The following is a 24,392-nucleotide window of genomic DNA, read 5'->3' as shown; positions in this document are numbered from 1 at the left end:
CTTAGTTACCGACGGTCACATAAATGTGACACGATTGTTTCGAGATACGATCGCCACGACCTTTAGCGCGTGCAGTGAAGCGCTTGAGGATCGGGCCCTTTTCAACGTAGATCGTTTTCACGAACAACTCGTCGATATCGGCACCATCGTTGTGCTCGGCGTTGGCGATAGCCGACTCGAGTACTTTCTTGATGATGGTGGCGCCTTTTTTCGGGCTGAATTGCAGAATGTTGAGTGCTGCGTCAACTTTCTTGCCACGAATCAGGTCAGCAACCAGACGGCCCTTTTGGTCCGACAGTCGCACGCCTTTGAGGATAGCTTTGGTTTCCATTATTTCTTCGCCTTCTTGTCAGCGGCATGGCCCTTGAACGTGCGGGTCAGCGCGAATTCGCCGAGCTTGTGACCTACCATGTTCTCGGAGACGTACACAGGCACGTGCAGCTTGCCGTTGTGAACAGCGATCGTCAGGCCGATGAAGTCAGGCATGATGGTCGAACGACGGGACCAGGTTTTGATTGGCTTTTTGTCTTTGATCGCTTGCGCGGCTTCGACTTTTTTCACCAGGTGGGCGTCACAGAACGGCCCTTTTTTCAATGAACGAGTCATGATTTATCCTTATTTCTTGCCGCGGCGCGAGACGATCATGGAAGACGTGCGCTTGTTGCTGCGAGTCTTCTTACCCTTGGTCTGCTGGCCCCATGGCGACACTGGGTGACGACCGGCTGCAGTTTTACCTTCACCACCACCGTGCGGGTGATCGACCGGGTTCATGACCACACCGCGAACGGTAGGACGAATACCGCGCCAACGCATGGCACCGGCTTTACCGATCTTGCGCAGGCTGTGTTCGGCATTGCCGACTTCGCCTACGGTCGCGCGGCACTCGATGTGCACGCGGCGCACTTCACCCGAACGCAGGCGAACCTGGGCGTAGGTGCCGTCACGGGCCATCAGAACAACGCCGGCGCCGGCCGTACGGGCCATTTGGGCACCCTTACCTGGCAGCATTTCGACGCAGTTCATCACGGTACCGACCGGGATGTTGCGAATTGGCAGGCAGTTACCGGCCTTGATCGGGGCTTCCGAACCGCTCATCACGGTATCGCCTACGGACATGCCTTTGGTGGCGATGATGTAAGCGCGGGCGCCGTCGGCGTAGCACAGCAGTGCGATGTGCGCGGTACGGTTTGGATCGTATTCGATACGTTCCACTTTCGCCGGGATGCCATCTTTGCTGTTACGCTTGAAGTCGATCAGACGGTAGTGCTGCTTGTGACCACCACCGATGTGACGGGTGGTGATGTGGCCGTTGTTGTTACGACCAGCAGTTTTCGATTTTTTCTCAACCAGGGCTGCCAGCGGACGACCTTTGTACAGGTCGCTGTTGACAACTTTCACCATGCCGCGACGGCCTGGGGAGGTTGGCTTCATCTTAACGAGTGCCATTATTTAGCCTCCTCGGTGAAATTGATTTCCTGGCCAGGCTTCAGGCACACGAAAGCACGCTTGGTGTGGTTGCGACGGCCAGTGTGGGCGCCCGAGCGCTTCTGCTTACCTTCGCGGTTCACGGTCTGCACCGATTCCACTTGCACTTTGAACAGCAGTTCAACGGCAGCCTTGATTTCTGGCTTGGTTGCGTCGGTGGTGACGCGGAACACGATCTGCTCGTTCTTTTCCGCGACCATGGTGGCCTTCTCGGAAATCACTGGAGCAACCAGCACCTTCATCAGGCGCTCTTCGCTAAATTTCAATGCGCTCATGCCAGCATCTCCTCAATCTTGGCCAATGCAGCTTTGGTGACCACGATCTTCTTGTAGAACACCAGGGACATCGGATCTGCGTGACGTGGTTCAACAACCAGTACGTTAGGCAGGTTACGCGATGCCAGTTCCAGGTTTTCGTTGGCGACGTCGGTGATGATCAGCACGGACTCCAGGCCCATACCGTTCAGCTTTTGCGACAGCAGCTTGGTTTTTGGAGCTTCGATAGCGAAGTCTTCAACAACAACCAGGCGCTCTTCACGAGCCAGCTGGGACAGGATCGAGCAGATACCTGCGCGATACATCTTCTTGTTCACTTTGTGGGTGAAGTTCTCGTCAGGCGAGTTCGGGAAGATGCGACCACCGCCGCGCCACAGTGGCGACGACGACATACCAGCACGAGCACGGCCGGTACCTTTTTGGCGCCATGGCTTCTTGGTCGTGTGGTGGACTTCTTCACGATCTTTTTGTTTACGGTTGCCGCTGCGAGCATTGGCTTGGTAAGCAACGACGATCTGGTGGATCAGGGCTTCGTTGTAGTCGCGACCGAATACGGAATCGGCGGCAGCAACATTAGAGGCGGCTTGACCTTGAGCATTCAAGAGCTTGAGTTCCATCGTTTAAGCTCCCTTCTTTGCTTTAACTTTGACAGCAGGCGATACCACTACCTGGCCGTTTTTGGCGCCAGGAATCGCACCTTTGACCAGCAGCAGCTGACGGTCGGCGTCGATACGAGCGATTTCGAGGTTCTGCACGGTGCAGGTAACGTCACCCATGTGACCGGTCATGCGCTTACCAGGGAATACACGACCTGGATCCTGCGCCATACCGATCGAGCCTGGTACGTTGTGCGAACGCGAGTTACCGTGGGTAGCGCGGCCCGAAGCGAAGTTGTGACGCTTGATGGTACCGGCGTAGCCTTTACCAATCGAAACACCTTGAACGTCGATTTTTTGACCGACTTCGAACAGGGAAGCAGCGATAACTTCGCCAGCTTTCAGTTCTGCAGCTTTGGCTGCGTCGATGCGGAACTCTTTCAGCAGAGTACCAGCTTCAACACCGGCTTTAGCGTGGTGACCAGCAACAGCTTTCGTTACGCGGGAAGCGCGACGTTGACCGAATGCGACCTGAACTGCGGTGTAACCATCAGTTTCAGGAGTTTTGATTTGTGCAACACGGTTGTTCGATACGTCAACAACGGTGACTGGGATCGAATCCCCGTCATCGGTGAAGATGCGCATCATACCAACCTTGCGACCGAGGAGGCCAAGGCTCATTTTTTCTCCAATTCCCACCTACGATTGGGCGGGGATATGTTGAACTACAAAATAAGTACGGATCAATAAAAAGATGAATCCATACCGAAGCCGGCTAGTGTAGCGTGAAAAGACCCTTGACGCAACAACTTAGTACGAGGTATGTCAGGTTTTTGCGGCGTTGTTGTTGCGGGTTCGTTGCATGTTGGAAAAGCTGTGGCGCGAATGCGCATTTTTGGCCGCAAAGCGTGGCGCCATGCGGGTTTGGCGGCGGTCCCTGCGTGCGCGCAAACGGCGCGGGGAACAGCGGCCTAGCATCGATCAGGCAGGCGTCCGTCTGCCTCGCCCATCCTTCCACCCACCGGAGCTCCCATGAAAACCGTGCTACCCGCAGTGCTGCTGGCCCTGGCCGCACTGACCACCACCCTCGCCGCGCCGTCGGCCCAGGCCGGCGCCGACGGTGCCTCGCGCATCGAGAATGTCACCCTCGGCGTGATCGACCTCACGCCCGGCGACGGCAGTGGCGCCAGCTATACGCTCAACTATGGCGACAGCCGCCTGCTGACTTATTCCAACACGCTCAACAACGGCGGCAGTTACACCCAGCTGTCGGTGTACCCGGCGCCGTTCTCTGCCGGCCAGGCCGTGCTGCCTGCCAGCGCCGGTCCGGGCACCGCCGTGGCTGGCACCACCGGCGCCGTGGGCAATGTCGCTGCCAACGCAGCGGCCGACATGTCGCTGGGGGTGGGCAACTACGTGGGCGCCGAAGGCTACCAGCAAGTGGGGCTGACGCTGGCGCCGCACACCTTGCTCACGGTCGGCGGCGATTTATTGACGCAGGCGCGCCGCACCATGGCGGCCGGCGAGAACTACGCGGTATTCAGCTGGGCCTCGATCGACATCACCGACGCCGAGGGTACGACGTCCACTACGCTCAACCGCGAAAGCGCGTTGCGCTGGGATGCCCCCTACTCCACCGAGGCCGCGCGCCAGGAGCGCTTCCTGCTGGCATTCGCCAACCCTGGCGACTACGACCTGTTCCTGACCTTGAGCTTCCTCGCCTACACGGACATCACGGTCAACCCGGTCGATGCGCTTGGCGGCGGCGTGGCGCCGGTGCCGGAACCGCACACCTGGGCCATGCTGCTGGCTGGCCTGCTGCTGACCGGCACCCTCGCCCGCCGACGCCGCCAGCGTCCGTTCTAAGAACCCATCCCGGTAGGGAGGAGGCAGCGGATTGCGATGCCTCGGTAGCGGGGGCAAGGCCCGAGGAAGAAGCATGGCGGGCCATGCGATGACGAGCAACGCTGGCCCCGCTGCCGAGGCGCGCAAGCAGCGCCTCATTCCCTGCCGGGATAGGTTCTAAGCCTCGGGGACGTGAATGCTGGCCTTGATATGCTTGAGGTGGGCGATGATGGTGAAGGTCATCACCACCAGCAGCGACCACGAGCTCCATTTGCTGACGTGGACGGCGCTCCAGGCGCCGAGCTGGTTGGGGTAGCGCCATACGCCCCAGAACGTGCTGATGTTTTCTGCCAGCCAGATGAACAGGCCGATCAGCACGAACGACAGCAGCAAGGGCATGCGGCGGTCGCGGTCGAGCGGGCGATATACCACCATGGTGCGGGCATACAGGCCCAGTGCGGCGGCAGCCAGGTACCAGCGGTAGTCGCCGATGTAGTGGTGGGTAAAGAAGTTGGCGTAGATGAGGAGCGCGATCAGCACCGCCATCCAGTACGGCGGGTGGTGACGGATGCGCAGATCGAACAGGCGCCAGGCCTGGATGATGTAGCTGCCCACGGCCGCATACATAAAGCCCGAGAACAGCGGCACGCCCCACAGCTTGGTGTAAGCGAAATCGGGATAGCTCCACGAAGCAATCGCCCCGGATACCTTGAACACCTCGAGTGCAAAACCCACCAGGTGGAACAGGCACACGGCCTTCAGTTCATCCCATGTCTCCAGCTTGCTCCACACCATGCCGGCCTGGATCGCCAGCGCGGCAACGAGCAGCACGTCGTAGCGCGCCACGCCAAACAGACCGGCGCGCGGGGTCAAAAACACGGCGCTGAAGAACAGTCCCACGAACAGGCAGGCACGGGCGTTCTTGATGCCGAAATACAGGAACTCGAGCAGGAAGCGCTGCTTGCCAAGCAAGCCGCTGCGCGGGGCGCCATCGAGCAAATGGGTGTCGAACGTGTTGATGGTATTGAGCATGCGACAACTCTAGCGCCCGCCCCTTGAGATGTAAAGCGCAAAAAAAGACCAGGCATCGAGCCTGGTCTTTTGGTCGTCGCCCGGTATTGCTATCGGGCGGCATGATCAGCTGGCGCCGATCAGAAGAACTTGTAGCTTGCGCTCACGCCAATACGACGGAACTGGAACGACTCGGCATAACCACGACGCCACTGGATTGGCGCAGCCTGGTCGAACAGGTTGTCGATGTACAGGCTGACCTTGGTATTTTTGATACCGGTGTATGCCAGGTTGTAATCGACCGTGGTGTTGCTGCCCACATGGCCGCAGGTTGCCAGGTTGGCAGCCGAAACGTTGTTGGTGGCGCAGTAGTTCATCGAGTCGAGGCTGTTGTTGCTGAAACCACTTGCGTAGTTCAGGGTCAGGCCGTTGTCGAAGTTACCCGATTTCAGATAGCCACGCAGTTTGGTTTTCAGGCGCGAGCCCATGTCGTACGTACCGGCCATGTTGACGTCGTAGGCATTGTCCGCAACGCTGAACTGCTGGTAACGATCGAGGTAGGTACCTTCCAGTTTCAGACGGACCAGGCCAAGTGCCGTGTTGAAGCGACCCGATGCGTCGAAGTCGAGGCCCGAAGCACGGGTCTTGCCGCTGTTGACGTATGGGTTGTACAACAGGCCGATTGCGCCAACGCCGCCGAAGTTCAGGGTGTTGCTTGGCACGTACTTGTTCACCAGTGCCAGGAATTGTGCATCCGAGGCAGAGTTGTCAACACGAACCAGCTGACCTGCTGGCAGGTTGGCTTCGCCGCGCAGGATGTCGGACGTGGTGCGGGTGCCGATTTCATCTTTACGCTCGATGTGGAAGTAATCCACAGCCAGGGTCCAGTTTTTGATCGGCTCGAACACGAAGCCGGCGGTCAGCGAACGCGAGGTTTCTGGTTTCAGGTCCTTGTTGGCAGACACGAAAGTCGGGATACCTGCCAGGCAGTCGGCGTTCTGCAGCACGTTACCTTGGGTTTTGTCAGCTGGGGTCACGCCGGCGGCGTTCTGAATCAGCTTGTTCAGTGCGCTGGCGGTAGCGCAGCGGCGTGGGTCGCTGATGCTGTTGGCGAACGAGCTACGGCCCAGGCCGTTACCGGTTTCAACGATGTTCGGTGCACGGAAGCCGCCAGCAGCGGTAGCGCGCAGCAACAGGCTGTCGGTAGCGTTGTAACGCAGGCCCAGTTTTGGCGAATAGTGCACGTCGCTGTTGGTCGACTTGTCGGCGCGTACCGCTGCGCTCAGTTCAACACGCTTGATCACTGGAATGGTCGCTTCCGCGAACAGTGCGTAGTGATCCATCTTGTCCTTGACTTGCAGACCGGCGATGCCGATCAGCTCACCACGCAGCACATTGTCCGAGCTGGACATTTCATATTTTTCCTGGCGAATGTCGGTACCGAACGCAACGTTCAGAGGACCGGCCGGCAGTTGCGCCACTTCGCCCGATACGACAGCATTGGCAAAGCCGATTTTCGATTCGCCGATGGTGGTACGGACCGGGAACATCGAGTCCAGCAGCGCATAGCTGTTAGGGCTGCTGGTGCTGTTGAACTTGTAGGTACCGTTGACGATGGCGGCAGTGTAACCGGCGGCGCTGGCAGCACGGGTCGCCTTGGTAGCGTCCGAGGTCATGTAGCCAACCGACGATTTCCAATCAAAGCCTTTGACTTCGCCCGTCAGGCTCAGCATGACGCGCGACTGTTTCGATTCGGTGCGGTTGAAGTTGAAACCATCGCCAGTGTCCATGAAGCGGGCACGGAATTCGACCGGGGCGCCGGTGGTATTGGCCGGGTTGTTGGCTGGCAGCTTCGGATAGAAGAACGGACCAACCATTTTGCCTTCCAGCGCGTTGTACCAGGTGCTCGACGCGGTGGTCGGCTGCACGGCAAACGGTGCAACGATGTAATCGTTGCTGGCACTGGCGTGGGTGATCTCGAAGTTGGCGTCGATATCCTTGCCGATACGGAAGTGCGTATTGCTGGCCACTGCGTAACGCTTGGCGTCGGTGGTCAGGCCGGTATCGTTGAGGATATCGTATTTGCACAAGCCGTCGCGCGGGTCGATGCTGGTTGCAGGGCAACCTGGCGCTGGTTTGTAGTTGTTGGCGTTGACGTAGTAGTTACCGGTAGGCGAATAAACACTCGGGGCGTCCCAAGTCGAACGGGCCGGGGTCTGGCGATGCCATTCCGGGTAGTGACTGCGCAGGTCGCCAACCGAATAGCCGTCGCTCTTGTACGCTTCGTACGTCAGGTAGGTATTGAAACCGTTCTTGTCGATGTCGCCCCAGCCGATGATGCCAGAGATGTTGCGGTTGCGCTGATCCTTGAAGCCGTCGGTTTCCTTGTAGTTACCGGTCAGCTTGGCGCCTTCGAAGTCCTTGAACAGGATGATGTTGACCACGCCGGCGATGGCGTCGGAACCGTAGATGGCCGATGCGCCATCTTTCAGGATCTCGATACGCTCGATTGCTGCCGCTGGAATCGCATCCAGGTTGGTGAAGTTTTGTTGTGCACCATCGGCCAGGCCGTACTGCGCAATGCGCTGGCCATTGACCAGAATCAGGGTTGCGACCTTGCCCAAACCGCGCATGTCCACGCCCGACGAACCGGTAGCGAAGCTACCCGAGCTGCTCGATGCCGAGCTGATGTCGGTACCAATGGCGGACGACGAACGCAGGATATCCAGTGCAGTGGTCTGGCCAGTACGCTCGATGTCGTCACGGTTCAGGATCTGGATCGAGCCGGCGGCTTCTTGTTCGGTGCGCTTGATGCTACTACCGGTGATTTCGATGCGTTGCAGCTTGGGTTCGGTGGCTGCTGCTTCTTGGGCTGCAGCGTGCTGCGAAAATGCCAAGCCCAGCGCCATCGCAATGGCACTTTTTTTCATGGTGTGTTTCAAAACTACTCCCGAGAAATTAATGGATTCCATGCGCTTCTGAGTACCATCGACCGGGTAAGGTGATCAGCACTTTCGACGTCTAAGGAAGAATCTCTCACAATATTGATGGGCGGGAAAAGGCCCAGTGCAGTTTTTGCACGGCATTTGTCGAAAAACCCCGCATTTTGTTGTTTTTCTGTTCGAAAATGATTGTCTATTGAATAGCAACAAAATATTCCACTCAAGAACATTAAAAGAAAAGCTTTTTATATTAGCAACCCCATGCCGATACGGCTGTTCTCGGAGTACGTGCGTCTAGCGCTTCATGCGGTTGAGCAAGTGCGCGCGCAGCATGCGGGCGCCCATGGCGTCGATCGGCGCCAGCACATGGCGCGCTGCCTCGGGGATGTGGGCGGCCTCGGTGCCGTCGCTCTCGAACACGTAGTGGCGGAACAGCTCCTGCCACGCCAGCCGCTGCGCGGGCGGCAGGTCGCGCATGGTCAGCAGCGCGTGCAGCAGCGTGGTTGCAGGCGTATCCATGTACGCAGGCGACTGCCGCCACCAGTAGTTGACCAGCACATTGAAGCTGTCCTGCGCCTCGATATGGTGCCACCACATGCTGGGAATGAAGATGGCGTCGCCGGCGGCCAGCTCGGCCTGCTGCGCATGCGCCCACGCGGTGGCGAAACGCGGATAACGCACCAGGTCCGGCGCGGCGAAATCGACCAGGCTCACGGCCTGCCCGGCCGGTGTCAGGTCGAGCGGACCGATGTACAGGTTGGCCAGCTGGTCGGGCGGGAACAGCGTAAAGCGGCGGCGCCCGGCCGCCACGCACGCCAGGTTGTCGGGCAAATCGTAGTGGGCGGGTATGCGGGTACGGTTGCCCACCCAGATGCTGGCCAGCGCATCGCGCCCACCGAGCTTGACATCGTTTTCAGCCGTAAAGCCAGGCAGACAGGCGTCGATCGTGGTCGAGCCCACGTACAACGTGGGCGGGCGCGGGTCGTCCTGGTGCGCGCGCAAGGCGTCAAGCACGGCGTCGAAGCGCACCTGCTGCATGCTGAAATTAAAGCCGGACAGGTCGTCGTTGTAAAAAATCCGCCCGTCGATCTCGGGTGCACCGTGCATCGCCATCACGGTGGCGTCGCGGTAAAAGCCGCGCAGGTAGGCATCGGCCGCCTGGCTGGACGTTTTGGCGGCGCGTACCATCGGCCAGTGCGATACCAGTCCGCGCAGCACTACCGGTTCGGTGGCGGCCAGGATCTCATCGGGCAGCGGCGCGCCGGCGGTCCAGGCGATCTCGGCGATCGGCTGTGCGGCCGTCGGCATCACGGCGTCAGCGGGGGACGGCATGCCGACGGTTCTCGCGTTCGATCAGGGCACGGAAGTTCGACAGCGACGCCACCACCATGTAGATCGGCAGCAGGTAGCCGGCGCGGTGCAGGCGGTCCAGCGCCGCCGCGTCCAGCGCTGCCAGCGCTTCCTCGTTGATGGTGTACAAGCCTTCCAGCCGGCGCTCGCTGCCGTCAGCCAGTTCGATCTCGAACACGAATGCCTCGAGCAGCGCGTGCTCGCGCAGCGCGGCAATCAGGCCGGTCATTTCCAGCATGCCCTCGTGCAGTGCGAACAACATCGAATTGACTTGCTCGAGATACGGCGTGGGACTGCCCTCCTCCAGGAATACGGCTTCGCCTTCGTCGGGACCGCAGCGCAGGCGCGCGTTGTCCTCGTCCACGTGGACGGTCAGTTCCTGGCCCGACACGCCGATCAGGAACGGCTGGCGGCGCACGGCCAGCGGCACGTAGTCGGCATCCCAGCCGTCATTGCTCAGGAAAAGGTTGTCGCCGGCAGCCAGGCCGAACAGGGCCAGCGCTTCGAAACCGTCGCCGGCCGTGGGCCGGAACACGATCGGATAATGCGCCTGCGCCTGGCGGAACTCGGCCGCGACGATCGGTGCGGCCATCTGGTTGTCGCCGAATTCGGCGCCGGGGCCGGTGCGCACCCGCAGGTGCTGGTGGGTGATGTTATTGAGTAAGACTGGCTTGGCCATGGTTGCTCTTTGATTGCGTTGACTGAACAAGAAAGGGGCGGCACTTGTCAGCGCCGCCCCCGGGTCACACCTCGGTGTTACCGATCAGAACTTGTAGCGCGCGCCCAGCATATACCGTGGGCCGGCTTGCGTCACGTTCAACGTCGCCATGCTGGTACGGCCGTGCTGACGCTGGGTCTCGTCGGTCAGGTTGATCGCCTCGACCTGGAAGCTCAGGTTCTTGTTGTAGTTGTAGCCGATGCTCACGTCGGTCTGACCATAGCTGTCAGTGTACACCGGCGCCGCCTTGCCCGAACCGTCCACGGTGGCGGCCAGGAACTCGCCGCGCCAGTTATAGGCCAGGCGCACCGACCACTTCTCGTTCTCGAAGATGCCGACCACGTTGGCCGAATTGCTCAGCCCCAGGATTGCGAACTGGTCGCTCACGTTGGCGTTGTCGTACTTGAGTGGCGAACGCACGTAGGTGTAGTTCGCCTGCACGCCAAAGCCGGTACGGCCGAACATGTGCTGGACGTTTGCTTCGGCGCCGCTGACACGCGCCGACTTCTGGTTGGCGTAGCTGGTGGTAAGGAAGTTCGCCAGCGGGTCGCCTGGCAGGCCGGTAATGCGCCCCTTCAGGTTGCCGTCGGGGTTGACACCGGTGCGCACCACGCCAGGCTGGCCGTCGTACGTGCTCAGGATGTAGTTGCGAATACAGTTGGTGTCTGCCACCGTGCAGCCACCGGTGGCCAGCGCCGCCTTGTAGTAGGCGCCACCGACCGGGGTGTGCAGGTCATACAGCGAGCCCGGAGTCACGATGGTACCGGCATAGTTATCCATTTCCTTGCGGAACAGGGCCAGCGAGAACACGCTCTGCTTGTCGTAGTACCACTCGTAGGACAAGTCGAGATTCTTCGATTTCACCGGTTTCAGCGCCGGGTTACCGACCGATGCGGTGCCGTTGTAGGTGCTGGCGATCGTACCCAGGCTCAGGCCGCCCTGCAGCTGGTCGTAGCGGGCACGGCCGATGGTGGCGCCGGCGCTGGCGCGCAGCTTCATGTCGGCACGCAGATCGACGTCGAAGTTCAGGCTCGGCAACACGTTGTTATACGACGACGAGGTATTGGCCGTTTCCGCCGGTGCCAAGGTGATCGGCAACTCGTTCTGCGACTCCCACACCATGGCTGTGCCGGGCTGGAACTGGGCCGCCGACATCACCTTGGTTTTCTCGAAGCGCACGCCAGCGGACGTGTGCATCGGCATGGCGGTATCCCAGTCGGTACCGAACGACGCATAGACCGAGCTGGTTTTTTCGACCAGCAGGCGGTCGGTATCGGCACTGGCGAAGTTCGGCAGGTAACCGGCCTGGTTGCCGGTGGCATTCGCCGTCAAGGCGCGTACGGTGGCGAAGTCGAACGTGTACAGCGTGCCGAACAGGTTAGGCGAACCGCCGATCTTGCTGAAGTAGTCGCCCAGCGGGTTGGCCTGGTAAGCGCTGGCCGGGTAGTCGGACGCCTTGCTGGCGCCGCTCCAGGTGTTGTTCTGCACGTTCGAGTACGTCGAGCGGTTGGACGACTTGCTGTAGCCGCCGCCGAACTTGACGGTCGAAGCCTCGAGCACCTGCCAGTCACCGCCAACTTGCACCTGGTCTACCTTGGCCTTCTGGTAGCTGTTGTGGAACCACGAACCGGTACCCTGGATCGGTTGCGCGGCCAGGTTGGCCGCTGGCATGGAGACGATCGGCAGCTTGTTGGTGAAATCAACCTTGGTGTCGCCACGGCTGAAGCTGGCGTTGGACAGGTTGTTCTCGGTACCCCACGGGCTGTCGGCGCCCGATTCGGCGGTCGAGTGGTGGACGTCGAAATTGAGCTTGAGGGCGTTACTGGCTTTCCATACGGTATTGAAACCGATCGACTCGTTCTTGGTCTTGGTGGCGTAGTCGCCGCCAACGATCGATATGTCCTGCGGATCCTTGTAGGTTTCCGAGTACGTCAGCGGCGACTGCACGTGACCACCCGGCCAGGTGCTGGTCGAGGTTGGCGTCTGCGCGAACCATACGCTCAGCTCGTTACGCTTGGTCTGCACCTTGTTTTCCGAATAGGTCAGATCCAGCGTGGTAGTAAGGTCCTTGACCGGGCGGAACTGCAAGGCCAGTTGGCCGTTGGTGCGTTGGCGCTGGATGCCGTTGACGCCATAGCCGAAGTTTTGCGGGATCGAATACACATCGGTCGGACCCGGGCGGTTGGTGATGTTTTGCGAACCGGGCTGTCCTGGCTGCGGCAAGGTGGCGCCATCGGGAGTGGTCGCCGAACCCAGGAACGGTCCCTGGTAGCCGTTGGCCAGGCCGGCGCGGTTGAAGCCCGAATTACGCTCCTGGTAGCTGGCGCTCACGGCCACGCCGAAGCGGCCGTCTTCGCTGGTGTTGGTGTAGATGCCCGACACTTCCGGCGTCACACTATCGCCCTTGAGCAGGCCCGGCAGGTGCTTGTTGGACGTGTCGTGCACAGCCTTCACGCCGATGCTCGAATGCATGCCCGGGTTGTCGAACGGACGCGCGGTCATCACGTTGATGGTGGCGCCAATGCCGCCGGTCGGGTTGTCGGCACGGCCGGACTTGTACACCTGCAACTGCGAAATCGCTTCCGAGGCCAGGTTGGAAAAGTCGAACGAGCGGCCGCCCAGGTCACCGAGGTCGGTGGTCGGCATCTGGCGGCCGTTGAGCAGCACCAGGTTAAAGTCCGGGCCCAGGCCACGCACGGTGACCTTCTGCCCTTCGCCATTGCTGCGGTCGATCGACACGCCGCTGATGCGCTGCAGCGATTCGGCCAGATTGGTATCGGGGAATTTACCGATGTCGTCAGCGACGATGCCGTCAACGATGCCGTCGCTGTTGCGCTTCATGTTCATAGTGGACTGCATGCTGGCGCGGATGCCGGTAACGACCACTTTCGGGCCATCGACGTCGCCTGGTACCGGAGCGGCGACCTGCTGTGCATGAGCTGGCACGAAGCTGGCGCACGCTCCGGCAACCGCCAAGGCGATCAGACGGCGTTGCTTCGGCAGCGGTTTCGGCAGAAGCTTTGAAAACGTTTTCAGATTTTGTTGCATTTTGTCTCCGTTGTTTGTCAGTTTATTTTTTACGACTTATTTTCGGGTAAAACAGGCGGGGCGGTTGTAGCCCCGGGGGGCGCGTTACGGCACGGTCTGCCAAAGTGGCATGCTTGGCGTGTAGATAGCGCTATCAAGAATAGGAGGAAAATAATTTTTAGTCAATTCAAGTCGCACATTGTGCGAAGCAATCTCGACAATGAGGTAAACGCGCAACAGTTACTTCAGGTATGGACGAAAAAAAACCGGACGCTGCCGTCCGGTCTCTTCTTAGCTGGCAGCGCTGTGCGCCGCCCGGCTGGAATACAATTATTGCAGTTTGATTTCGACGTCAACACCAGCTGGCAGGTCCAGCTTCATCAGTGCGTCAACGGTTTTGTCGGTTGGGTCGACGATGTCCATCAGGCGCTGGTGGGTACGGATCTCGAACTGGTCACGCGAGGTTTTGTTGACGTGCGGGGAACGCAGTACGTCAAAACGCTGGATGCGGGTTGGCAGTGGGACTGGGCCTTTGACCACGGCGCCGGTACGCTTGGCGGTGTCAACGATTTCCAGTGCGGACTGGTCGATCAGCTTGTAGTCGAAAGCTTTCAGGCGAATACGGATTTTCTGGTTTGGTGCGGACATGATATTTCCTTGAAAAGAACGAACTGGCGACTATGTAGTGCCAGCAAATTTAAAAAGAACGAGGTTCTGCAATGAAGCCCGACATGGTATCACACCTTGCCGGGCTTCATTTATTCAGCGCTTAAAAATTAAGCGATGATTTTTGCAACAACGCCGGCGCCGACGGTACGACCGCCTTCACGGATAGCGAAACGCAGACCTTCTTCCATCGCGATCGGGTTGATCAGCTTGACGGTGATCGACACGTTGTCGCCTGGCATAACCATTTCTTTGTCCGCTGGCAGTNGCGAAACGCAGACCTTCTTCCATCGCGATCGGGTTGATCAGCTTGACGGTGATCGACACGTTGTCGCCTGGCATAACCATTTCTTTGTCCGCTGGCAGTTCGATCGAACCGGTCACGTCAGTCGTACGGAAGTAGAACTGTGGACGATAGTTGTTGAAGAACGGGGTGTGACGGCCGCCTTCATCTTTCGACAGAACGTAGATCTCGCCGGTGAAGTGGTTGTGCGGCTTGATCGACGCTGGCTTGGCCAGAACCTGACCACGTTGCACGTCTTCACGCTTGGTGCCGCGCAGCAGCAGACCAACGTTATCGCCAGCTTGACCTTGGTCCAGCAGCTTGCGGAACATTTCCACGCCGGTGCAAGTGGTTTTGACGGTGTCGATRATGCCGACGATTTCGATCTCTTCGCCGACCTTGATCACGCCGCGCTCGATACGACCGGTCACAACGGTACCGCGACCCGAGATCGAGAACACGTCTTCCACTGGCATCAGGAAGGCGCCATCGACTGCGCGCTCTGGCGTAGGGATGTAGCTGTCCAGTGCATCKGCCAGACGCATGATGGCGTCAACGCCCATCTCGCCTTCTTTGCCTTCCAGCGCCATACGTGCCGAACCTTTGATGATTGGYACGTCGTCGCCTGGGAACTCGTATTTCGACAGCAACTCACGMACTTCCATTTCRACCAGTTCCAGCAGTTCTGCGTCGTCGACCAGGTCGCACTTGTTCAGGAACACGATGATGTATGGAACGCCAACTTGACGGGCCAGCAGGATGTGCTCGCGACACCGGCGTGGGCCACGACGCCGGTCAATTCACCTTCAAGGCCGGCGATGCGCTGTACGGCGCTTTCGANAGTTCCAGCAGTTCTGCGTCGTCGACCAGGTCGCACTTGTTCAGGAACACGATGATGTATGGAACGCCAACTTGACGGGCCAGCAGGATGTGCTCGCGAGTCTGTGGCATTGGGCCGTCAGCTGCGGAGCAAACCAGGATCGCGCCGTCCATCTGCGCTGCACCGGTAATCATGTTTTTGATGTAGTCGGCGTGGCCTGGGCAGTCAACGTGGGCGTAGTGACGGCCGGCGGTTTCGTACTCGACGTGAGCGGTGTTGATGGTAATGCCGCGTGCTTTTTCTTCTGGTGCAGCATCGATCTGGTCGTAGGCTTTAGCTTCGCCGCCGAATTTTTTCGACAGAACGGTAGCGATTGCAGCGGTCAGGGTGGTCTTGCCGTGGTCAACGTGACCAATGGTGCCGACGTTGACGTGCGGCTTGGTCCGCTCGAATTTCTCTTTTGCCATTTTAGACTCCTAACGATGTGGGGTGATTGCCCGGGCCTACGCCCGACTGCTGACTTAATACTATGCTTTTTGCTGATGGGGCCGCGCGTGGCAGCCAATACTGCGTACTGCGAATTCTGGTGCCCTTTACGTGGATTGAACACGTGGCCTCTCCCTTACCAAGGGAGTGCTCTACCACTGAGCTAAAAGGGCTGATTGGGTACTGCTTTATTGTGTACTACGGTGATGCCCTGATTGCGCATCGGCATTGCAACAACACTGGAGCGGGTGAAGGGAATCGAACCCTCGTCGTAAGCTTGGAAGGCTTCTGCTCTACCATTGAGCTACACCCGCGAGGTATCGTTCATTTCACTACTATCAGTCTCACTGCAACAACTTGGTGGAGGGGGCTGGATTCGAACCAGCGTACTCATAGAGAACGGATTTACAGTCCGTCGCCTTTAACCACTCGGCCACCCCTCCGCGAGGAACCGCAGAGTATGAAGCAACTTCTTTAACCTGTCAACTGCGCCTGACATTATTTCGTGTCGTTGCAATTAACTGTCTGCTTCGGGGCGAGATTGTAACTGCACGAACTGCAAAAGTGCAAGTGTTGTTTTTAAGTTGAATTGAATGCTGAAATTTTAGGCGATGATTTCCTCCAAACAACCCTATACAATCTTTCGACCATCACGTGCCAGGAGCCCCTTCGTTTGGACCATCAGTCGGGAAACAACCCATGGCGCCTGCTGTGCGCCAACCTGGCCCTGCTGGCCGCCTATGTGATCGCCGGGCGCCTGGGCCTGCTGCTGGCAATGCCGCCTGCCTATGCCTCCCCCATCTTTCTGCCGGCCGGCATCGCCCTGGCCGCCTGCGCCGTCGGCGGCGCCCGGCTGTTGCCGGCGGTGGCGCTCGGCGCCCTGGTCGTCAACTTGCTGGTGCTCCTGGTCAATCATATCCCCCTCACGCCGGCGCTGCTGGCGTGCGCCGTTGCCACCACCATCGGCGCTACCTTCCAGGCCTGGGCCGGCAGTACCGTGTTCCGCCACTGCATCGATCCGGCCATCGGCTCCGGGCGCGATGTGGCGCGCTTCGTCCTGCTGGCTGTCGGCGTCACGTTCGTCAGCAGCACCGTGGCGCTGGCCGGTCACGTGCTGGCGGGCCAGCTGCAGGGCGACACCATCGTTGGCGACTGGCTGGCCTGGTGGATGGGCGACTCCATCGGCATCCTGCTGGCCGCGCCGCTGACCTGGATCGCCATCGGCCGCCCGCGCGCGCTGTGGTCGCGCCGGCGGTTGCTGGTTGGCCTGCCATTGCTGCTGTCCACCGCCGCCTTCATCGGCATCTACCTGCAAGCCGACCGCTGGGAGAACAACCAGCAGATGCAGACGTTCCGCCTCAAGGCGCAGCAGACCGGCGACCTGCTGCAAGCGCAGTTCAGCGAGCACGAGCGCTTTGTTTTCGCCATGGCCAAGGCGCTCGACGATCCGCGCCGCACGCTGCACGCGGAAGAATTCAGCAACCTGGCGCACGGCTACCTGGACCAGCGCCCCGAACTGCTGTCGATGTCGTGGCTGGTGCCGGTGGCCGGCAGTGAACGTGCCGGTTTCGAGACCTGGGCGCGCCAGCATATCGACCCCGGCTTCGAGATCCGCGAACCGACGCTCACCGGCTATCCGCGCAGGGCCGGCACGCGTGAACAATATTTTGTGGCGACCTACATCGAGCCGGCCGATGCACGCGCCTACCTGGGCCTGGACTTCCTGTCCGAAGACCAGCGCCGCGCCACGCTGGAGCTGGCAATCCAGTCCGGCCAGCCCACGGCGGGCCCGCCTTTGCAGTTCGTGCGCAACCTGCCCGGTGCCGGCCTGGTGCTGCTGCAGACCGTGTATCCCGCCAGCGATCCGCGCAATGCCACCGGCGCCCTGCTACTTACCATGCAGTTCGACACGCTGCTGGAACAGGCGCTCAAGCGCTCCGAGTTCGAGCATTTTCTGGTCCGCTTCATCGATGTGGGCGACACCAGTTCCAGCCGCATCCTGCGCGATACCCTGCCGGCAGGCGCCAGCACGAGCGGCAACGACTACCGCCGCCAGCTGAGCTTTGGCGGCCGCACCTACGATCTGACCCTCGCGCCCACACCGGCCTACCAGATGCTCCAGCGCGGCTGGCAAAGCTGGACCGTGCTGACCGGCGGCCTGCTGCTCACCGGCCTGTTGGGCGTGCTGATGCTGCTGATCAGTGGGGAACGCGCACGCATCCAGGCGCAAGTGACCGACAGCACCGCGCGCCTGCGCGAGCGCGAGGCGCGGCTGCAGGCGATTTTGAACAAGGCCGCCGACGCCATCCTCACGGTCGATGGCGACGGCTGGCTCAAGTCGGCCAATGCCGCGGCCGGCCGCCTGTTCGGCTACTCGCCCGAGCAGATGATGCGCCTGCGGCTGGAGCGCCTGGTGCCGGTCGGCGTGGGCGAGGCCGAGGGGCTCGATGCGGCGGGCCTGCTGCGCATGATCGCCTGCGGCGTCACCCACGGATACGAGCTGACGGGCTGGCGCAGCGACGGCAGCGAATTCCCGCTGGCCATGTCGGTGAGCGAGGTGGAGCTGCCCGACGAGCACCTGTTTGTGGCCATCCTGCACGACCTGACGGCCCAGCACCAGGCGCAGGAGCGCATCCACCGCCTGGCCCACAGCGACGCCCTCACGGGCCTCGACAATCGCCTGTCGCTCAACCTGCGGCTCGACCAGTTGCTGTCGCAAACGCGGCGCGGGCAAGGCACTGCTGCCGTGCTGTTCCTCGACCTCGACCACTTCAAGAAAATCAACGACACCCATGGCCACGCGGTGGGCGACCAGTTGCTGGTGGCGGTGGCCAACCGGCTGCGCGAACTGCTGCGCGAGGTGGACATCATCGCGCGCCTGGGCGGCGACGAATTCATCATCGTCACGTCCGGCGCGGTGAGCCCGGACGATGCCTCCAACATCGCCGTGCGGCTGGTGGAGTCGCTGAGCGCGCCGTACACCTTGCAGGGCAAGACCATCCACAGCGGCACCAGCGTGGGCGTGGCGATGTTCCCGTCCGACGGCCTCGACGCCGGCACCCTGATGCGCCATGCCGACACCGCGATGTACGCGGCCAAGAACCAGGGACGCGGCAATTTCCAGTTCTTCTCGGCCGAAATGAACGCTGCCACCCACGAGCGGCTGCTGCTCGAAGGCCGGCTGTGGCAGGCGCTCGAACAGCACGAGTTCGAGCTGTATCTGCAACCGCAAGTGGACCTGGCCACCGCGCGCATCATCGGTGCCGAAGCGCTGCTGCGCTGGCACCATCCCGAGCTGGGCATGGTGGGGCCCGACCGCTTCATTCCGATCGCCGAGGAATCGGGATTGATCCTGCCGCTGGGCGAGTGGGTGCTGCACGAGGCCACCGCGCGGCTGGCGGCATGGCGCGGCGCCGATCTGGCGCATTTGCGCCTGGCCGTCAACCTGTCGGCGCGCCAGTGCCACGGCCCCGGCCTGCTGCCCCTGCTCGACCGCTTGCTGAGTAGCCAGGGTATCGACCCGGCGCTGCTGGAACTGGAGATCACCGAATCGGCGGCAATGCAGGATCCGGAACGCAGCCGCATGCTGCTCGAACAACTGCGCGCGCGCGGCATCAAGGTGGCAATCGACGACTTCGGCACCGGTTATTCGTCGCTCAGCTACCTGAAGCTGTTCGAGATCGACCGCATCAAGATCGACCGCGGCTTCGTGAAGGATATCGAGACCGATCCCGACGATGCGGTGATCGTGGCGGCCACCATCGCGCTGGCCCATTCGCTGGGCCTGGCCGTGGTAGCCGAGGGCGTGGAAACCGAAGCCCAGCGCGACTTCCTGCGCTCCAAGCAGTGCGAAGAGGCGCAGGGCTACCTGTTTGCGCGGCCGATGCCGGCTTGCGAGTTCGAGGCGATGGTGCGCGCCGGCGGCAGTTCCGTCTAAGTGGGCGTATGCCCGATCGACGGATCGCGCTCGATCAGGTCGCACAACGCCGCCACCACCTCCGGATCGAACTGCGTGCCCGCCCGCTCACGTATATACGTCATCACCTCGCTGTGCGGCCACGGCTCCTTGTACGGGCGCTTGTGCAGCAGCGAATCGAAGACATCGACCACCGCCACGATCCTGGCCGCGATCGGGATGGCGCGGCCCTTGAGGCCATGCGGGTAGCCGTTGCCGTCGAAGTGCTCGTGGTGGCCGCCGGCGATCTGGGCGCCGTAGGTGAGATAGCTCACGCCATCGACCATGTTGGCCGCGCGTTCGAGGATGGCCTGCCCCACGCCCGCGTGTTCGCGCATGCGCACCCGTTCCTCGGGCGTATGCGGGCCGGGCTTGAGCAGGATGGCGTCGGGCGTGGCCACCTTGCCCACGTCGTGCAGGATGCTGGCCAGGCCGATCATCTCCAGCAACTGCGGGGTGATTTCATCGGCACACGCGCCGCGCTCGGCCACGCGTTCGGCCAGCGCCGTGGACAGATGCTGCACCCGCCGCACATGGCCGCCCGTGGTGTCGTCGCGGAACTCGGCCAGGTCGGCCAGCGCCACCACGGTGGCTTCCTGCGCCTTGCGCAGCTGGCCGAACATGTACAGGTTGTCGAAAGCGGCCGCAATGCGCTGGCAGAACACCTCGAGCAGGTCGCGCTGGATCTGCGCCAGCGGCCAGGGCGGCGTGACGGAAATGGCGACTTCACGGTTTTCCAGCGTGTGGATGAACAGCACGTTGGCCGGGTGGTCGAACTGGCTTTTCTTTTCAGTGAAAGCCTTGGCGATGGTGGGCCATAACGGGTGATCCAGCGGCATGGCCTCGGCGTCGGCCAGCGTCGCATAGCCGCCGGTGGCGGCCACCACGCTGGTGGCGCCGGTGCCGCCCTGCATCAGGCACAGCACGCCGTCGGCGCCCACGTCCAGGATGGCGCTGACCTGGTTCAGTACCCCGGAGGCGAATTCGCGCAGCGAGTGGATCTGGTACAGGTTGGTGGCGCCGGATAGGATTTTGCCCAGCCCCGCGCGGCTGCGTTCAAGCATATTGAGGCTCTCGTACGCGCGCAGCGACGAGATCACCGTGGTGAACAGCTTTTGCGTGGTCAGCTCGGTCTTGGCCTTGTAATCGTTGATGTCGTATTCGATGATCACGCGCTGCTCGGGCGCCTGGCCCGGCTGGCCCGTGCGCAGCACCACGCGCACGATCTGGTTGTCGAGCTCTTCGCGGATGCGGCGCGCCAGGATCAGGCCCGCATCGTCGGTTTCCATCACCACGTCGAGCAGCACCAGCGCGATGTCGGGCGTATCGCGCAGGATGGCGAACCCTTCGCGGCCGCTGTAGGCCGAAAACAGTTCCAGCTCGCGCCCCTTGAAGCTCACATTGCGCAGCGCCAGCCGCGTGACCGCATGCACATCGACATCGTCATCGACAATCAGCACGCGCCATTGGCGCTGTTCCGGGCCGCCGTAGGCTGGCGGGGGAAGCTCCTCGTCTTCCTCGATCAGCCAGTCTTCCTCGGTGGCGTGGGAATCGGTCATGCGGACTATCTCCTGTTGAGTCACGTGCGGCTGATATTGCCCTAGCATAATCAGATTCCCACACGGTGACAAGCCCAATGGAAGTCGGCCCACCAGCGCGCAACAACCCGCCGGGCAGCGCTGCCGGCACGGTTGAAACTTGCCTTATGAAAGTATCAGAGCAGCGAGGACGGACGCGGGTTGGCGTCGGCCGCGCGGCTTGGCGCGGGCACCGTGGACGCCGGGCAGGACGCGCTGCTGTCGAGGTTCTGGTAACGGATTTCGTACTTGCCGTTGGCCAGCTGATCGACCATGTACTTGTCGTGCGCCTGCACATACGCGTAGCGCACGTTGGCGCGGCGATCGACGTCATAGACCTTGATGAACACGGCCGAGGCATTGTTGGCGTTGTCGAGCATCAGCTGCATGTCGTCGCCGCGGTTGCCGACCGAAAAACCGTCGAGATAGCCGGACTGGCGCGGCCACGGTTCGCCGTTGGGGGCGAGCAGCGGCAACGCGTGGTTGCCGGTATCGTTGTTGTCGCAGTCGCCGCTGGGCAGCACCACCTGCGACATGGCCACGACCTTGATGCCGGCCGGGCGGTCGGACAGGCCGGCGCGGTCGGCGGCGGCCAGGGCGTCGTGCGGTTCGGGCGGTGCATCGGACGCGGCGGGCGCGGCGGCGCGTGCCTGGGAAATGCCGGGCGGCGTGCGGCCGCCCCAGGCCTTGTCGAGCCAGTGCGGCTCGGCCGTGATGGCGCCGCCCACCCAGCCCACCACCAGGCAGCCGAACAGCGCGGCGCCCCACTTCCAGCGTCCCAGCGCTTTACGCTTGCGGGGCGTACGGTCCACCGTCTCTGGCTGCCAGTGCTCGGTATCGGGACGCCCCTTGTCGCCGCGATGATCTTCGTGGCGCGTGCTTTCGACCCAGTCGACTTCCCATTCCTCGGCCGCAATCCACTCGTCGTGCTCCTTGCGGCGCTGGGGGTCGGACAAGGTGGTGTACGCGCCATTGACGATGGCCATGATGCGCGCAGCTTTTTCATCGCCCGGGTTTTTGTCCGGGTGATATTTCTGGCTGAGTGCCTTGTAGGCCGCACGGATGACCTCCTGCGGCGCCATGCGCGACACTTTCAGGTTGTCATAGTGAGTATGTACTTTGCCCATCTGTGCAATGCTGGCCGAGGCGGTGGAAGGAGGTTGACGTCAATGATGCAGCCAAATCGACGCTGAATCATTCATGATAGCCGATCTTGCGCCGCGCGCAGCAGCAATCCGGCACGCAGAGTCGATGCACGCCATTGCTTTATCAATCATCGTGCCTTTTTAGCTACAGATTCGCTCATAGCCGGTGGCTGCGGTCCTGCGCCAGGATCGTTTCCGGCAGCACTACATTCTTGCCAATCGCCAAAACTTTGAACAATTCGCCCATCTCGGCAGGCGACACCAGCTTGTGCACGGCTTTTGACTGCGGGATGTAGGCGACCACGTTGTCCGGGTCGGTACGCAGCAGCAAGTCGCCGATGCCGGCGCCCAGCAGGAAGCCGGCCTGGTTGAAGTAGCCGAGGATGTCGATACCGGCGTCCTGCGCGGCCAGCGCCATGGCCGTGAAATCGACGTGGGCAGTGATGTCCTGCAAACCAGGGTGGAAGAACGGTTCGGCGTGGGCATGGTGGCGGTAGTGGCACATCAGGGTGCCGGTGGCGCGCAGGTCGAGGTAAAACTCGTGCGCCGGGAAACCGTAGTCGAACAGGAAGGCGGCGTTGGCGCGGCCGGCCAGCAGCATGCGGCTGACGCTGGCCATGAAGCCGCAGGCCACGCCGTGCACCTCGCTCACATAACCGACCGGCAGCGCGTCGTGGTGGGCGATCTGGCGCTGCACCTGCGCCAGCAGGTCGGCGCCGATCGGCGCTTCCAGGTAATCGAAGCGGCCGTTGGCCACCGTCACTTGCAGTTCGCGCCAGCCGTCCGGATGTCTGGTGACCAGGTGCACCGGCATGGCATCGAGCACCTCGTTGCCGAACACCACGCCGTCAAACGACTCGGGCATGGTGTCGAGCCATTGCACTTGCGGGAAATCGCGCAGCGTGTGCTGCTGGCGCGCGCGCAGTTCGCCCGACAGTTCGACGATGCTGTAGCGTTCGACGCGGATGCCGGCAGCGGCCAGTTCGGTCAGGATATCGAAGGCCAGCTTGCCGGTGCCGGCGCCGAATTCGAGGATGTACGGCGCGCTTTGGGCGATAATAGCGGCTGCCACCCGCGCCAGGGTCGCGCCGAACAGCGGCGTGAGTTCGGGCGCAGTGGTGAAATCGCCATCTTTTCCCAGCTTGGCGGAGCCGCCGCTGTAGTAGCCCAGACCGGGCGCGTACAGGGCCAGCTCCATGTAGCGGGCAAAGGAAATGGCGCCTGCGTTGCGTTCGATGTCGGCGGCGATCAGGTGCTGCAGGGCGTGGGACGCGGCCAGCGCGTCGCTAGAAGGTTCGGGTAGGGACATCCCGATATTGTAGCGAATCGGCACGCCCTGCCTCTTTTTAAACGATCAGACCATCATGACAACCTTGGAATCGCCTACTGCTCCCGCAGCTCCCGTAGCTCTTGCAGCGCCCGTCGCGCTGGTAACCGGCGCAGCCCGCCGCCTGGGCCGCGCCATCGCGCTCGGCCTGGCGCGCGCCGGCTGGGACGTGGCCGTGCACTACCGCGACTCCGCGACCGAAGCGCAGCAGGTGGCGGCCGACATCGCGGCGCTGGGCCGGCGCGCGGTCACGCTGCGCTGCGACCTGGCCATCGAGGCCGACGTGCGCACGCTGCTGGCGCAGGCGATTGCCGCCCTGGGCCCGGTGCGCTGCGTGGTCAACAACGCCTCGCTGTTCGACTACGACAGCGCTGACGATTTCACCGTGGCCCGGCTCGACGCCCACATGCACGCCAACGTGGCCGCGCCGATCCTGCTGGCGCAGGCGCTGCACGCGGCCACGCCGGCGACTGCGCCGGCCGGCCAGGCCGTGGTGATCAACCTGCTGGACCAGAAACTGTACAATCTCAACCCCGACTTTTTGTCGTACACCCTGTCCAAGGCGGCGCTGCACACGGCCACCACCATGCTGGCGCAGCAACTGGCGCCCACGGTGCGGGTGGTGGGCGTGGCGCCCGGCATCACCATGGTGTCCGGCGACCAGACCGCAGACGGCTTTGCCAACGCCCACCGGCAAACGCCGCTCGGGCGCTCGAGCACGCCCAACGATATCGCCGACAGCGTGGTCTACGCGGCGTCGGCGCGCGCGCTCACCGGCACCACCTTGCTCGTCGATGGCGGCCAGCACCTGGTGCCGCTGCCGCGCGACGTGATGTTCGTGGCCAAATAATGTTAGTAGCACCCCTATTCAACCGAAAGAAGGT

The 24,392-nt window shown here is 61.8% G+C and carries 19 protein-coding genes, 3 tRNA genes and 2 pseudogenes; 3 read left to right on the top strand and 21 right to left on the bottom strand.

Annotated elements, in window-relative coordinates; genetic code table 11:
- Position 1: 1 nt before the first annotated feature.
- Genes rplV through rplC form a run of 6 tightly spaced genes read right to left on the bottom strand, consistent with a single transcriptional unit; the run spans position 2 to position 3,037 of the window.
- The gene (rplV, locus tag ASF04_RS22245) at positions 2-334 is read right to left on the bottom strand and encodes a 50S ribosomal protein L22 (RefSeq protein WP_174864456.1); all 333 of its coding nucleotides are present in this window, start codon (positions 332-334) and stop codon (positions 2-4) included.
- Positions 331-606: a 30S ribosomal protein S19 gene (rpsS, locus tag ASF04_RS22240; RefSeq protein WP_026133139.1), complete on the bottom strand. Its 276-nt coding sequence runs from the start codon at positions 604-606 to the stop codon at positions 331-333. Before rpsS ends, rplV begins: the two co-directional genes overlap by 4 nt.
- 9 nt (positions 607-615) lie before the next feature.
- Positions 616-1,446 carry a 50S ribosomal protein L2 gene (rplB, locus tag ASF04_RS22235; protein ID WP_056146772.1) on the bottom strand — a complete coding sequence of 277 codons (831 nt, stop codon included), beginning with the start codon at positions 1,444-1,446 and terminating at the stop codon, positions 616-618.
- Positions 1,446-1,760, bottom strand: coding sequence for a 50S ribosomal protein L23 (rplW, locus tag ASF04_RS22230; protein WP_019923491.1), 315 nt, complete (start codon positions 1,758-1,760; stop codon positions 1,446-1,448). Before rplW ends, rplB begins: the two co-directional genes overlap by 1 nt.
- A complete protein-coding gene (rplD, locus tag ASF04_RS22225; protein WP_019923492.1) occupies positions 1,757-2,377 on the bottom strand; it encodes a 50S ribosomal protein L4 in 621 nt (206 codons plus the stop codon). The genes rplW and rplD overlap by 4 nt, the downstream gene beginning before the upstream one ends.
- Positions 2,378-2,380: 3 nt before the next feature.
- Complete coding sequence (gene rplC / locus ASF04_RS22220; RefSeq protein WP_019923493.1) at positions 2,381-3,037, bottom strand: 50S ribosomal protein L3; 657 nt, start codon at positions 3,035-3,037, stop codon at positions 2,381-2,383.
- Positions 3,038-3,388: 351 nt separating this feature from the next.
- Here rplC and ASF04_RS22215 point away from each other — a divergent pair, with 351 nt between their 5' ends.
- Positions 3,389-4,222, top strand: a complete 834-nt coding sequence (locus tag ASF04_RS22215; protein WP_056146770.1) for a PEP-CTERM sorting domain-containing protein — start codon at positions 3,389-3,391, stop codon at positions 4,220-4,222.
- A gap of 156 nt (positions 4,223-4,378) precedes the next feature.
- Here the strand turns inward: ASF04_RS22215 and ASF04_RS22210 are convergent, their stop codons facing one another.
- From ASF04_RS22210 to ASF04_RS22160, 12 genes and pseudogenes are all read right to left on the bottom strand, one after another.
- Positions 4,379-5,233 carry a DUF817 domain-containing protein gene (locus ASF04_RS22210; RefSeq protein ID WP_056146767.1) on the bottom strand — a complete coding sequence of 285 codons (855 nt, stop codon included), beginning with the start codon at positions 5,231-5,233 and terminating at the stop codon, positions 4,379-4,381.
- A gap of 119 nt (positions 5,234-5,352) precedes the next feature.
- Positions 5,353-8,142, bottom strand: a complete 2,790-nt coding sequence (locus ASF04_RS22205) for a TonB-dependent siderophore receptor (protein WP_056146765.1) — start codon at positions 8,140-8,142, stop codon at positions 5,353-5,355.
- A 306-nt stretch (positions 8,143-8,448) separates the two neighbouring features.
- Positions 8,449-9,486, bottom strand: coding sequence for a cupin-like domain-containing protein (locus ASF04_RS22200; RefSeq protein WP_082488953.1), 1,038 nt, complete (start codon positions 9,484-9,486; stop codon positions 8,449-8,451).
- On the bottom strand, positions 9,470-10,183 hold the full coding sequence (locus ASF04_RS22195) for a SapC family protein (RefSeq protein ID WP_056146762.1): 714 nt from the start codon (positions 10,181-10,183) through the stop codon (positions 9,470-9,472). The genes ASF04_RS22200 and ASF04_RS22195 overlap by 17 nt, the downstream gene beginning before the upstream one ends.
- Before the next feature lie 84 nt (positions 10,184-10,267).
- Positions 10,268-13,270 carry a TonB-dependent receptor gene (locus tag ASF04_RS22190; RefSeq protein ID WP_056146761.1) on the bottom strand — a complete coding sequence of 1,001 codons (3,003 nt, stop codon included), beginning with the start codon at positions 13,268-13,270 and terminating at the stop codon, positions 10,268-10,270.
- Between the two features lie 309 nt (positions 13,271-13,579).
- Positions 13,580-13,897 carry a 30S ribosomal protein S10 gene (rpsJ, locus tag ASF04_RS22185; RefSeq protein WP_005663509.1) on the bottom strand — a complete coding sequence of 106 codons (318 nt, stop codon included), beginning with the start codon at positions 13,895-13,897 and terminating at the stop codon, positions 13,580-13,582.
- Between the two features lie 128 nt (positions 13,898-14,025).
- Positions 14,026-14,115: pseudogene (locus tag ASF04_RS28840) on the bottom strand (elongation factor Tu); the annotation flags it as partial.
- A 68-nt stretch (positions 14,116-14,183) separates the two neighbouring features.
- A pseudogene (locus ASF04_RS28365) lies at positions 14,184-14,968 on the bottom strand (elongation factor Tu); the annotation flags it as partial.
- A 71-nt stretch (positions 14,969-15,039) separates the two neighbouring features.
- Positions 15,040-15,485 (bottom strand): GTP-binding protein (locus ASF04_RS28835; protein WP_156368745.1); only part of this gene is annotated, 446 nt, incomplete at its 3' end.
- 117 nt (positions 15,486-15,602) lie between these two features.
- A tRNA-Thr gene (locus tag ASF04_RS22170) sits at positions 15,603-15,677 on the bottom strand.
- A gap of 67 nt (positions 15,678-15,744) precedes the next feature.
- Positions 15,745-15,818, bottom strand: a tRNA-Gly gene (locus ASF04_RS22165).
- Positions 15,819-15,862: 44 nt separating this feature from the next.
- Positions 15,863-15,947, bottom strand: a tRNA-Tyr gene (locus ASF04_RS22160).
- 230 nt (positions 15,948-16,177) lie between these two features.
- On the opposite strand from ASF04_RS22160, the gene ASF04_RS22155 reads away from it, so the two are divergent.
- Entirely contained in the window at positions 16,178-19,441 is a 3,264-nt protein-coding gene (locus tag ASF04_RS22155; RefSeq protein WP_056146758.1) for an EAL domain-containing protein, read from the top strand.
- Here ASF04_RS22155 and ASF04_RS22150 read toward each other — a convergent pair.
- The 3 genes from ASF04_RS22150 to ASF04_RS22140 all read right to left on the bottom strand — a co-directional run bounded on the left by ASF04_RS22150 (position 19,438) and on the right by ASF04_RS22140 (position 23,490).
- Positions 19,438-21,018 carry a DUF3369 domain-containing protein gene (locus ASF04_RS22150; protein ID WP_056146756.1) on the bottom strand — a complete coding sequence of 527 codons (1,581 nt, stop codon included), beginning with the start codon at positions 21,016-21,018 and terminating at the stop codon, positions 19,438-19,440. The genes ASF04_RS22155 and ASF04_RS22150 overlap by 4 nt on opposite strands.
- 155 nt (positions 21,019-21,173) lie before the next feature.
- Positions 21,174-22,163: a J domain-containing protein gene (locus ASF04_RS22145; RefSeq protein WP_056146754.1), complete on the bottom strand. Its 990-nt coding sequence runs from the start codon at positions 22,161-22,163 to the stop codon at positions 21,174-21,176.
- A gap of 175 nt (positions 22,164-22,338) precedes the next feature.
- A complete protein-coding gene (locus tag ASF04_RS22140) occupies positions 22,339-23,490 on the bottom strand; it encodes a class I SAM-dependent methyltransferase (protein WP_056146752.1) in 1,152 nt (383 codons plus the stop codon).
- Positions 23,491-23,545: 55 nt separating this feature from the next.
- Between ASF04_RS22140 and ASF04_RS22135 the strand changes: the two genes are divergently transcribed.
- The gene (locus ASF04_RS22135; protein WP_056146750.1) at positions 23,546-24,358 is read left to right on the top strand and encodes an SDR family oxidoreductase; all 813 of its coding nucleotides are present in this window, start codon (positions 23,546-23,548) and stop codon (positions 24,356-24,358) included.
- Positions 24,359-24,392: the final 34 nt, after the last annotated feature.

This window comes from Duganella sp. Leaf61 (assembly GCF_001421905.1).
Classification (GTDB): Bacteria; Pseudomonadota; Gammaproteobacteria; order Burkholderiales; family Burkholderiaceae_D; genus Rugamonas; species Rugamonas zoogloeoides.
The sequence above is the reverse complement of the archived record's forward strand: the minus strand, read 5'-3'. Positions and strand labels throughout refer to the sequence as shown.